The organism is Pseudomonas sp. JAI115 (assembly GCF_014200835.1).
GTDB classification, from domain to species: Bacteria; Pseudomonadota; Gammaproteobacteria; order Pseudomonadales; family Pseudomonadaceae; genus Aquipseudomonas; species Aquipseudomonas putida_A.
The window spans coordinates 57842-69838 of sequence record NZ_JACHCY010000019.1; the positions used below are offsets into that span (position 1 = coordinate 57842).

Genomic DNA, 11997 nt, shown 5'->3' on the forward strand with positions numbered 1-11997 from the left:
ATCCCGCAGGATTCCCCGCAGCCACTCCGATTCCCTGTGGGAGGGGGCTTGCTCCCGAATGCGGTGTGTCATTCAGTAAATATGGCGACTGACACGGCCTCTTCGGGAGCAAGCCCCCTCCCACAGGGAAATGTGGCGAGCCGTCGATCACCTATGGGCTTGATAGCTGGAGTCCACTCGGCCAACCCCCTAGAATCGCCCCCACGATTAAAGGAGACGACTTCATGCTGATGGTGATTTCCCCCGCCAAGACCCTCGATTACGAAACACCGCCGGCGACCCAGCGCTTTACCCAGCCGCAATACCTCGATCACTCTCAGGAGCTGATCCAGCAGCTGCGCGAACTGAGCCCGGCACAGATCAGCGAACTGATGCACGTGTCCGACAAGATCGGCGGCCTGAATGCCGCGCGTTTCGGCAGCTGGACGCCCGCCTTCACCCCGGAAAACGCCAAGCAGGCGCTGCTCGCGTTCAAGGGTGACGTGTACACCGGCCTCGACGCGCAATCGTTCAGCGAAGCTCAGTTCGACTATGCGCAAAAGCACTTGCGCATGCTCTCCGGTCTCTATGGCCTGCTGCGTCCGCTGGACTTGATGCAGCCGTATCGTCTGGAAATGGGCACCAAACTGGCCAACGCCCGTGGCAAGGACCTGTACGCGTTCTGGGGTACGCGCATCAGCGAATGGCTCAACGAAGCGCTGGGCGATCAGGGCGACGATGTGCTGCTGAACCTGGCCTCCAACGAGTACTTTTCGGCGGTCAAACGCAGCGCCCTGAACGCGCGGATCATCAACACCGATTTCAAGGACCTGAAGAACGGCCAGTACAAGATCATCAGCTTCTACGCGAAGAAGGCCCGCGGCCTGATGAGCCGTTTCGTGATTCAGGAAAAAATCAATGATCCCGCCCTGCTCAAGCAGTTCGATGTGCAGGGTTATCGCTACAGCGCCGAGCAATCGAAACCGGACAATCTGGTGTTTTTGCGCGACCACGCCCCGGAATAAAGCATGCCCATTGCACGACTCTGTCTATAAAGAGTCGTGCAGCTCGCACGACGTCAAAAATCCCTCGCAGCATTTCGCCGTTTTATTGGCGCCATAAAATCGTCCTGCCCAATTCTAATTTTAGTTTCACTCGACAGCCTCACTTTTTTTCAGTAGTGGCACGTAAATTTTTTTACGGTAGTGGCACAAAACTATCTAGCTCGATTACGCACCGATTAACAAAGGCCCAAATCGAAAGTGCTATCAAATTGAGACCAGTGCCATCTTTGGCAATATTTCAAAAAATTTCAGATTTCGCGATGAGCGGGTAGGAACTATGTCCAAATGCATAGCTCATACCACCGGTAACGATTCTCGCCGAGTTTGTACGAGATAACTTACGCAGAGCGGAGAACCATGTAACCAAGTTGTCACAGCAACTTGCCTAGATGGTTCACTCATCTGATCAACTAACGATGGATAGGTGATACGCACCATAAACATCCTCTACAAGGCCAAGGCTGCGCCCCTGTAATTGTGCTCGCCTGAGCACCCAACCGCTTGATCTACGGGCCTTTCGTCCGACATCAGGTGGACTGAACACATGCACAAGAGTCTTCCAGCAAGAAGATCCGCTGCATAACAGGGCAAGTCATAACAACTAAGGCCTAGTTGCGCACATCTTGAGTGCACTTATTTAGACACTCGGAACTTAGTATGCCTGCACACGGCATTGTGGCGCCTGTATGCCGCACTTTCGAGTGCACTATGACCGCTGAACACCATTAACTCCGGCCATCTAATGGCTTGATAAAACACAGAGGTAATTGCGATGCGCATCAGCATATTTGGTTTGGGTTACGTTGGCGCAGTGTGTGCCGGTTGCCTGTCTGCACGGGGCCATGACGTGGTTGGCGTCGATGTTGCCAAAGACAAGATCGACATGATCAACGCCGGCAAGTCGCCGATTGTGGAACCGGGTCTGGGCGAACTTCTGGCTCAGGGTATCGAGACCGGTCGTCTGCGCGGTACGACCAACTTCGCCGAGGCGATTCGTGACACCGACCTGTCGATGATCTGCGTCGGTACGCCGAGTAAGAAGAACGGCGACCTGGAACTGAACTACATCGAGGCGGTGTGCCGCGAGATCGGTTTCGTACTGCGTGAAAAAACCACCCGCCACACCATCGTGGTACGCAGCACCGTGCTGCCGGGCACCGTCGCCAACGTGGTGATCCCGATCCTCGAAGACTGCTCGGGCAAGAAGGCCGGTGTCGATTTCGGCGTCGCGGTCAACCCGGAATTCCTGCGTGAATCCACCGCGATCAAGGACTACGACCTGCCACCGATGACCGTCATCGGCGAGTTCGACAAGGCCTCGGGCGACGTTCTGCAATCGCTGTACGAAGAACTCGACGCGCCGATCATCCGCAAGGACATCGCGGTCGCCGAGATGATCAAGTACACCTGCAACGTCTGGCACGCAACCAAGGTCACCTTCGCCAACGAGATCGGCAACATCGCCAAAGCGGTTGGCGTCGATGGTCGTGAAGTGATGGACGTGGTCTGCCAGGACAAGACCCTCAACCTGTCCCAGTACTACATGCGCCCGGGCTTCGCCTTCGGTGGTTCGTGCCTGCCCAAAGACGTGCGCGCCCTGACCTACCGTGCAGGTTCGCTGGACGTCGAAGCGCCGTTGCTCAACTCGCTGATGCGCAGTAACGAATCGCAAGTGCAGAACGCCTTCGACATCGTTGAAAGCCACGACAAACGCAAAGTCGCCCTGCTCGGTCTGAGCTTCAAGGCCGGTACCGATGACCTGCGCGAAAGTCCGCTGGTGGAACTGGCCGAAATGCTGATCGGCAAGGGCTACGACCTGAGCATCTACGACAGCAACGTCGAGTACGCCCGTGTTCACGGCGCGAACAAGGACTACATCGAGTCGAAGATCCCGCACGTGTCGTCCCTGCTCAACTCGGACTTCGATTCGGTGATCGACAACTCCGACGTGATCATCCTCGGCAACCGCGACGAGAAGTTCCGCGCGCTGGCCCAGGAAGCGCCGCAAGGCAAACAGGTCATCGACCTGGTCGGCTTCATGGCCAAAGCCACCAACCCGGGTACTCGCACCGAAGGTATCTGCTGGTAAGTCAGCCTTCCGGCCGGGGGATTTGAACCCTCGGCCGGTTCTTCGCCTGCCTTAACCCCATCGGGCCACCCGACAGGCTCGCCCGAGATAGAGACGGATGCAGATTATGCACAGGCTAAAGCACGGCCTACTTCAGGCCGCCGGTTGGCTGTTTTACCTCAGTTTGTTGTTGGGCCTGGCCTTGATGCTGCCCACGTCCACGTTCGACTCCGAGTCGAGGGACTTTATTTTCCTGATTGGCGCCGTGGGTATCTGGCGCTACTCGATGGGTGCAACGCACTTTGTGCGCGGCATGATTTTTCTCTACATCGTTTACCCGCACCTGCGCCGCAAAGTGCGCAAGCTGGGTAAGGCGGCGGACCCGTCGCATGTGTTTCTGATGGTCACCAGTTTCCGTATCGACGCGCTGACCACCGCGCAGGTCTACAGCTCGGTGATCCGCGAAGCCATCGACTGCGAACTGCCGACCACCGTGGTCTGCTCGATCGTCGAAATGTCCGATGAGCTGCTGGTCAAGGCGCTGTGGGCGCGGATGAATCCGCCAGACCGCGTGAAGCTCGACTTCGTGCGCATTCCCGGCACCGGCAAGCGCGATGGCCTGGCTTATGGTTTCCGCGCGATCTCCCGTCACCTGCCGGACGACCGTGCCGTGGTGGCCGTGATCGACGGCGACACCGTGCTCGGCGAAGGCACCGTGCGCAAGACCGTGCCGTGGTTCCAGCTGTTCGGCAACGTCGGTGGCCTGACCACCAACGAATTCTGCGAAGTACGTGGCGGCTACATCATGAGCGAATGGCACAAGCTGCGTTTCGCCCAGCGTCACATCAACATGTGCTCGATGGCCCTGTCCAAGCGCGTGCTGACCATGACCGGGCGTATGTCGGTGTTCCGCGCCACCGTGGTGACCGATCCGGAATTCATCGCCGACGTCGAAAGCGACTCGCTGCAACACTGGCGCCTGGGCCGTTTCAAGTTTCTCACCGGCGACGACAAGTCGAGCTGGTTCAGCCTGATGCGCCTGGGTTACGACACCTTTTACGTGCCGGACGCCGCGATCAACACCGTTGAGCATCCGCCGGAAAAGAGCTTCATCAAGGCCAGCCGCAAACTGATGTTCCGCTGGTACGGCAACAACCTGCGCCAGAACTCGCGAGCGCTGGGCCTGGGTGTGAAACGCCTCGGCGCCTTCACCTCGGTGGTGCTGTTCGATCAGCGCGTATCGATGTGGACGTCGTTGCTGGGCCTGACCGTGGCGATCATCGCCAGCTTCAAGTACGGCGGCGCGTTCATCCTCGCCTACCTGCTGTGGATCGGTATCACCCGCCTGATTCTGACCCTGCTGCTGTCGTGCTCCGGTCACCGGATCGGCCCGGCCTATCCCGTGATTCTGTATTACAACCAGATCGTCGGTGCGCTGGTGAAGATCTACGTGTTCTTCCGCCTCGACCAGCAATCCTGGACGCGCCAACCCACTTCCCTGACCCGTGATCTCGCCAGCTTTCAACGTTGGTTCAACACCTGGTCGTCTCGGACCATGACCTTCTCCGCCGGCAGCATTTCCGTCGCCGTGCTGCTGATGATGGTCTGACCTGCCCCTATTGAATTAACAAGGAAATCGCCCCCATGAATACCGCCGTCAACGCCAACGTAGTGCATGAATCCGAAGCCCAGCGTCAGCACGCCCGAGTGAAAATCCCGGCCAAACTGCGTTTCTTCGGCCCAGACCGGACGCCGGTCGAAGCGCGGGTCCTCGACCTGTCCGCCGGTGGTCTGGCGTTCAACGCCGGGCAACTGCCGCTGACCATCGGCGAGGTGTACAAGGCACGCCTGCAATTCGTCATCGACAACCTCGGTCTGGCCATGGACGTCGAACTGCAAGTGCGCTCCTACGATCGCCAGAGCGGCCGCGCCGGTTGCCAGTTCCAGAACCTTGAGCCGCAGGACATCTCCACCCTGCGTCACCTGATCACTTCGCACCTGGCCGGCGACATCGTCAGCATGGGTGAAGTACTGGCGACCCTGCAGCGCGACAACTTCACCAAGGCGCGCAAGGTCAAGGACGGCGGCAGCGGCATGACCCCGTTCGGGCGTCTGAAAGCCGTGACTTTCAGCGCCGGCATTTTCGCCATCGGTCTGGTCGCTTTCGGTTTCGTCTTCAAGTCGGTGTACGGCATGTACTTCGTCAGCCATGCGCAAGCAGGTCTGGTCAGCGTGCCGGGGATGAACATCACCATGCCGCGTGACGGCACCGTGCAGAGCCTGGTCAAGTCCGACGGCGTCGCCGCCAAAGGCGCGCCGCTGGCGACCTTCAGCACCAGCATGCTCGACGTGCTCAAGGGCCATCTGGACGAAGACCAGTTGCAACCGGCCAAGGTTGAAGAACTGTTCGGCAAGCAGATGACCGGCACCCTCACCTCGCCTTGCGATTGCACCGTGGCCCAGCAACTGGTGGCTGACGGTCAGTACGCGAGCAAGGGCGACGTGATCTTCACCCTGGTGCCGCGCAATACACAGGCCACCGTCGATGCACGCTTCTCCTATCGCCAGTTCGGCGACGTGCGTCCGGGTACGCCAGTGAGCTTCCAGATCGCCGGCGAAGACCAGACCCGCACCGGCAAGATCGTCAGCAGCACCAGCCTGAAAAGCGCCGACCTGTCCTCCGACATCCGCGTGCAGATCCAGCCTGACGAGCCGCTGGACAGCAGCTTCGCCGGGCGCCCGGTGGAAGTGAACAGCGACCGTGGCCCGAACCTGAACTGGCTGATCGACAAAGCCATGGCTGCCGGTCTTTAAGTCGAGGACATGCCTGTGACTACTCCTATCTTGAACACACCGCCGAACCTGTGGGAGCGAGCCTGCTCGCGAAAGGATCAGCGCGGTTTGTCTGAAGTACCGAGTCGACTGCTTCGCGAGCAGGCTCGCTCCCACATGGGTTTGATGGTGTGCTCGCTGGCACTGGCGGTGAGTCTCGCCGGTTGCGCCGGCCTGCCCGACCAACGCCTGGCCAACGAAGCGCTCAAGCGTGGCGACACCGCCACCGCCGCGCAAAACTACCGCGCACTGGCTGATCTGGGTTACAGCGAGGCGCAAGTCGGTCTCGCCGATATCCAGGTCGACAGCCGCGACCCCGAGCAGATCAAACAGGCCGAAGCGACCTACCGCGCCGCCGCCGATGTTTCGCCACGTGCCCAGGCCCGTCTCGGTCGCCTGCTGGTAGCCAAGCCCGGGTCAACCGAAGCCGAGCACCACGAAGCCGAAAGCCTGCTGAAAAAAGCCGCCGCCAATGGCGAAGGCAATACGTTGATCCCGCTGGCGATGCTGTACCTGCAATACCCGCACAGCTTCCCCAACATCAACGCGCAGCAGCAGATTGATCAATGGCACAAATCCGGCTACCCGGAAGCCGGCTTGGCGCAGGTGCTGCTGTATCGCACTCAGGGCACCTACGACCAGCATCTGGATGACGTGGAAAAAATCTGCAAGGCCGCGCTCAACACCACCGACATCTGCTACGTCGAACTGGCCACGGTCTATCAGAAACGCGCCCAGCCGGAGCAACAGGCCGAGCTGATCAAGCAGATGCAGGCCGGTTACAGCCGTGGCACGGTCAGCGCGCAGCGCGTCGATTCGGTGGCCCGCGTGCTGGCCGATTCGACCCTGGGCAAGACCGACGAAAAGACCGCGCAGTCGCTGCTCGAACCGATCGCCCCGGGCTACCCGGCATCGTGGGTGACCCTCGCGCAACTGCTCTACGACTTCCCGGAACTGGGCGACGTCGATCAGATGATGAAGTACCTGGACAACGGCCGCGCCGCCGACCAGCCGCGCGCCGAACTGTTGCTGGGCAAGCTCTACTACGAAGGCAAACTGGTGCCGGCCGACGCGAAAGTCGCCGAAGAACACTTCCAGAAAGCCGTCGGCCGCGAAGTCGCCGCCGACTATTACCTCGGCCAGATCTATCGCCGTGGTTACCTGGGCAAGGTCTATCCGCAGAAGGCCCTCGACCACCTGCTGACCGCCGCGCGCAACGGCCAGAACAGCGCCGATTTCGCCATCGCCCAACTGTTTTCCCAAGGCAAGGGCACCAAGCCCGACCCGCTCAACGCCTACGTATTCAGCCAATTGGCCAAGGCGCAGAACACCCCGCAAGCCGATGAACTGGCGACCACCCTGGCCGCGCAATTGCCGCCCGAGCGTCTGGCCGAAGCCCAGCGCCTGCTGCAACAGGAACAGGCCAGCCGTGGTGCCCTGAATCAGAACACGCTGCAACTGCACGCCCTGCAAGAAGAAGACGGCGAGGAATCCCTATGAAGTTGAATCCCTTTGTGAAGGCCGGCATTGGCCTCACGTTCGCGCTGATCTGGTCTTGCCCGACACTGGCCGCGATCACTGAAACCAAGAACTTCGGCCTGGAAGTGAAAATCACCGGCCAGTCCGAAGACGACCGCGACCTCGGCACCGCCAGCGGCGGCGACGTCAACGGTGTGGGCCTGGACCTGCGTCCTTGGATCTACGGCGAAAGCGGCGCGTGGAGTGCCTACGCCATGGGCCAGGCCGTGACCTCGACCGACATCATCGAGACCGACACCTTGCAGCAGTCGGACGGTGAGCAAACCACCGACAACAGTGATCGCAAAACCAAGAAAAACTACTTGGCGATGCGCGAGTTCTGGGTCGGCTACAGCGGCCTGACGCCGTACCCCGGCGAGATGCTCAAGCTCGGTCGCCAGCGCCTGCGCAATGACGACGGGCAATGGCGCGACACCAACATCGAAGCGCTGAACTGGACCTTCGACACCACCCTGTTGCGCGCCAACGTCGGTGTCGCCGAACGCTTCAGCGAATACCGCACTGACCTCAAAGAGCTGGCGCCGAAAGACAAGGATCGCCTGCACGCGTACGCCGATGCCGCCTATCAGTGGACCCCGGGTAACTGGGTCGGCATTCGCGGTCATCACACCCACGACAACGGCAAGCTCGATTACGCCGAACCGGGCGTGCCCCGCGACACCCTCGACAAAACCCAGAACGGCGACATCAGCTGGCTCGGTCTGACCGCCGACAGCGACGCCTACAACTGGCGCAACACCAACACCGTCAACTACTGGGGCAGCATCACCGGCATGAGCGGCGACCTCGATTCGGTCAACCCGCTGAACGCCGATGGCAGCCGTCCGGCCCAAGCCAAGCGCAGTGATGACATCAATGGCTGGGCCACTGACCTGGGCGTGCGTCTGCGCCTCGATCCGCAGTGGCAGGTCGGTGCGGCCTACGCCCGCGCCAGCGCCGATTACCAGCAGAACGGTCTGGAGAGCAACCGCTCCAACTACACCGGTACCCGCTCGCGCGTGCACCGTTTCGGCGAAGCGTTCCGTGGCGAAATGAACAACATGCAGACCGCGACCCTGTTCGGTTCGTGGATGCTCAACGACCAGTACGACGCCAGCCTGATCTACCACAAGTTCTGGCGCGTGGACGGCAACAAGCCGGTGGGCAGCAACGGCATCAACGCCGTGGAAAACAACACCGACGACGTCACCGGCGCGATCCTCTCCAGCACCTCGCTGCCACTGCAGGATGGCAACAAGGATCTGGGTCAGGAAATGGATCTGGTGGTGACCAAGTACTTCAAGCAAGGCTTGCTGCCGGCGGCGTTGAGCCAGTCGATCGACGAGCCGTCGGCGCTGGTGCGCTTCCGTGGCGGTGTGTTCAAGCCCGGTGATGCCTATGGCAGCCAGGTCGATTCGTACATGCACCGCGCGTTCATCGACGTGATCTGGCGCTTCTGATGCAAACCGCCAAGGGAGTGCCCGACATGCACCATGCAAGGAAAGGCTCGCTCAGCCTGTTGGCCGGCGCCATGCTGCTGGCCTCCGCTGGCGCGTTCGCCACGGTGGAACCGGCCAAGCCTGTGACCACCGCCAAAGAGCTGCAACAAGCCAAGACCTACACCGTCAGCAGCGCGCCGACCGAGGCGCTGGAACTGGCCAAGCCGAAACTGCCCGACCTGTCCGACTTCACCGCCGAGGCCGCTGCCGCGAAAATCAATCGCAGCAAACCGGGCAAGATCAGCGTGCGCCGGATGATGCAGGAAGACGCCCTGAAGGACTTCATCGGCGGTGACAACAAGATGGCCGAATGGGTGGTGCGTCAGCACGGCATCCCGAAGGCGATCTTCGTCGACGACGGTTACCTGAACCTCAAGGATCTGGCGCAGAAACTGCCCAAGCAGTACTTCAGCGAGACCTCGCCGGGCGTGTACCTGGCGAAGCTGCCGATCGTGGTCGGCCGTAAAGGCATCCTCGAAATCGACGGTCAGACCCAGGAGTTGCGCCTGTCGCAAGAGGCCGGTTCGTTCCTGGTCAACGACGGTCAGCTGTTCGTGCGTGACACCAAAGTCACCGGCTGGCGCGAGAAGGACAACGGCCCGGCCACCTTCCGTTCGCCGAAGGAATTCCGGCCGTTTCTGCTGGCCTGGGGTGGCACCGAGACCTACATCGTCAACAGCAAGATGGCCAGTTTCGGCTACGCCAACAGTAAGTCGTACGGGGTGAGTATTTCCCAGTACACGCCGAACATGGCCAAGGTGCTCAAACGCCCTGAACCGACCGGCTGGATCGTCGGCTCCGAGTTCTCCGACATGTGGTACGGCTTCTACTGCTACGAAACCCGCGACTTCGTGGTCAAGGGCAACACCTACAAGGACAACATCGTCTACGGCATCGACCCGCACGACCGTTCCCACGGTCTGATCATTGCCGAGAACACCGTCCACGGTACGAAGAAGAAGCACGGCATCATCATTTCCCGTGAAGTGAACGACAGCTTCATCTTCAACAACAAGAGCTACGACAACCACCTCTCGGGCCTGGTGATCGACCGTAACAGCGTCAACAACATCATCGCCTACAACGAGATCTACAAGAACCACACGGACGGCATCACCCTCTACGAGTCCGCCGACAACCTGCTGTGGGGCAACAAGGTCATCAGCAACAAACGTCACGGCATCCGCATTCGTAACAGCGTGAACATCCGCCTCTACGAAAACGTTGCCATGGCCAACGGTCTGACCGGCGTCTACGGCCACATCAAGGACCTGACCGACACCGACCGTGACATCAAGCTCGACCCGTTCGACGCGCAAGTCTCGCTGATCGTGGTCGGCGGTGAACTGGCGGCCAACGGCAGCGGCCCGATGGCCATCGACTCGCCGTTGAGCGTCGAGCTATATCGCGTATCGATGCTGGCGCCGACCAAATCCAGCGGCATCAGCTTCAACGGCATCCTCGGCGAGCGCCAGGATGAAATTCTCGACCTGCTGGTACGCCAGCAGAAAGCCGTGCTGATCGACCCTGTCGAACGCCAGACCGAATTGCAGGACTGAGGATAATTTTATGCACCCACACTTGATCAAATTACTCAGCCTGTCGGCCCTGACCGTGGGCATTCTGGCGGCCAGCAACGCTGCCCGCGCCGATGACACGGCGGGCGCCACCCCGCCAAAATTCAGCGCCGAACCGTGCTGCAACCTGTGCCCGGCCGCCCATGACGCGAAGAACTACACCACGCGCTACCAGCAGAACTTCACCACCCTGGTGCAGGCGCAGGGCGACTGGCTGTTCCGTACCCAGGAAGATTTGCGCACCGAGTTCAACACCACTCCGGCCGGCTACAAACGCCTGCAACAGCTGCACGATGCGTTCAAGGCCAAAGGCGTCGAACTGGTGATCGTCTATCAGCCGACCCGTGGCCTGGTGAACCGCAACAAGCTCAATCCGCAGGAAAAAGCCGCGTTCGATTACGAGAAAGCGCTGGGCAACTACAAGACCATGCTCGGCCGTTTCGCGCAGATGGGTTACGTGGTACCGGACCTGTCGCCGCTGACCAACGAATCGCTGCCGGACACCCTGCCCGCCCACGATTTCTACTTCCGCGGCGACCAGCACTGGACCCCATACGGTGCCCAGCGCACAGCGAAAATCGTCGCCGAGAAGGTCAAGCAGATCCCGGCCTTCGCCGACATTCCCAAGCGTGAATTCGAAACCAAACGCACCGGGCGCATGGGCAAGACCGGCACCCTGCACAACATGGCCGGGCAACTGTGCGGCACCAGTTACGCGATCCAGTACATGGACCAGTTCACCACCGAGCCGAAAGGCGAAGCCGGTGACGGCGACCTGTTCGGTGACTCCGGCAACCCGCAAATCACCCTCGTGGGTACCTCGCACAGCGGCAAGAACTACAACTTCGCCGGCTTCCTCGAAGAGGCCATTGGCGCCGACATTCTCAACGTCGCCTTCCCCGGCGGTGGTCTGGAAGGTTCGATGCTGCAGTACCTCGGTAGCGACGAATTCCAGAAGACCCCGCCGAAGATTCTGATCTGGGAATTCTCGCCGCTGTACCGCCTCGACCAGGAAACCATCTATCGCCAGATGATGTCGCTGCTCGACAACGGCTGCGAAGGCAAAGACGCGCAAATGTCCGCCAGCACCACGCTCAAGCCTGGCGGCAAACAGGAACTGCTGGTCAACAGCAAAAACCTGAACCTGCAAAACAGCAGCCATCAGGTCGACATCCGCTTCGCCGACCCCTCGGTGAAAACCCTGCAAGCCACCCTCTGGTACATGAACGGTCGCCACGAGGACATCAAGATCGAGAAACCGGAAACCTCCGACACCGACGGTCGTTTCGCCTTTGAGCTGCGCACGGACGAAGACTGGGCCTCGCAAAATCTGCTGGCAGTCGAAGTCCAGGGCCCGGAAGCGGATACCGCGCCGCAAAAAGTCGAAGCGAAAATCTGCAAACGCAACGTATTCCCGGGCGCTGGGCCACAAACCGCTCAGCTCGGGCAATGAGGTCTGC

General features: G+C 60.4%; 8 protein-coding genes. All 8 read left to right on the forward strand.

Translation table 11 applies throughout. The features are described from left to right. Nucleotides 1-224 precede the first annotated feature (224 nt). The 8 genes from yaaA to HDC30_RS26620 all read left to right on the forward strand — a co-directional run bounded on the left by yaaA (nucleotide 225) and on the right by HDC30_RS26620 (nucleotide 11990). Nucleotides 225-1004 (forward strand): peroxide stress protein YaaA, encoded by a 780-nt coding sequence (gene yaaA / locus HDC30_RS26585; protein WP_027610929.1) that lies wholly within the window; start codon nucleotides 225-227, stop codon nucleotides 1002-1004. Nucleotides 1005-1815: 811 nt separating this feature from the next. After that, the gene (locus HDC30_RS26590) at nucleotides 1816-3132 is read left to right on the forward strand and encodes a nucleotide sugar dehydrogenase (RefSeq protein ID WP_047601441.1); all 1317 of its coding nucleotides are present in this window, start codon (nucleotides 1816-1818) and stop codon (nucleotides 3130-3132) included. Nucleotides 3133-3238: 106 nt separating this feature from the next. Further along, nucleotides 3239-4720, forward strand: a complete 1482-nt coding sequence (gene alg8 / locus HDC30_RS26595) for a mannuronan synthase (protein WP_221303522.1) — start codon at nucleotides 3239-3241, stop codon at nucleotides 4718-4720. Nucleotides 4721-4755: 35 nt separating this feature from the next. Continuing rightward, entirely contained in the window at nucleotides 4756-5925 is a 1170-nt protein-coding gene (locus HDC30_RS26600; RefSeq protein ID WP_027610927.1) for an alginate biosynthesis protein Alg44, read from the forward strand. Between the two features lie 15 nt (nucleotides 5926-5940). After that, entirely contained in the window at nucleotides 5941-7443 is a 1503-nt protein-coding gene (gene algK / locus HDC30_RS26605; protein WP_183785827.1) for an alginate biosynthesis TPR repeat lipoprotein AlgK, read from the forward strand. Then, on the forward strand, nucleotides 7440-8921 hold the full coding sequence (locus tag HDC30_RS26610; RefSeq protein WP_027610925.1) for an alginate export family protein: 1482 nt from the start codon (nucleotides 7440-7442) through the stop codon (nucleotides 8919-8921). The genes algK and HDC30_RS26610 overlap by 4 nt, the downstream gene beginning before the upstream one ends. A 26-nt stretch (nucleotides 8922-8947) precedes the next feature. Beyond that, a complete protein-coding gene (gene algG, locus HDC30_RS26615; RefSeq protein WP_183785829.1) occupies nucleotides 8948-10519 on the forward strand; it encodes a mannuronan 5-epimerase AlgG in 1572 nt (523 codons plus the stop codon). A 10-nt stretch (nucleotides 10520-10529) separates the two neighbouring features. Beyond that, entirely contained in the window at nucleotides 10530-11990 is a 1461-nt protein-coding gene (locus HDC30_RS26620; RefSeq protein WP_183785831.1) for an alginate O-acetyltransferase, read from the forward strand. The last annotated feature ends 7 nt before the right edge of the window (nucleotides 11991-11997 follow it).

Coding starts and splice junctions, on each gene's coding strand:
- alg8 (WP_221303522.1), top strand. CDS start 3,239: ATGCACAGGCTAAAGCACGGCCTACTTCAGGCCGCCGGTTGGCTGTTT.
- yaaA (WP_027610929.1), top strand. CDS start 225: ATGCTGATGGTGATTTCCCCCGCCAAGACCCTCGATTACGAAACACCG.
- HDC30_RS26620 (WP_183785831.1), top strand. CDS start 10,530: ATGCACCCACACTTGATCAAATTACTCAGCCTGTCGGCCCTGACCGTG.
- algG (WP_183785829.1), top strand. CDS start 8,948: ATGCACCATGCAAGGAAAGGCTCGCTCAGCCTGTTGGCCGGCGCCATG.
- HDC30_RS26590 (WP_047601441.1), top strand. CDS start 1,816: ATGCGCATCAGCATATTTGGTTTGGGTTACGTTGGCGCAGTGTGTGCC.
- HDC30_RS26610 (WP_027610925.1), top strand. CDS start 7,440: ATGAAGTTGAATCCCTTTGTGAAGGCCGGCATTGGCCTCACGTTCGCG.
- HDC30_RS26600 (WP_027610927.1), top strand. CDS start 4,756: ATGAATACCGCCGTCAACGCCAACGTAGTGCATGAATCCGAAGCCCAG.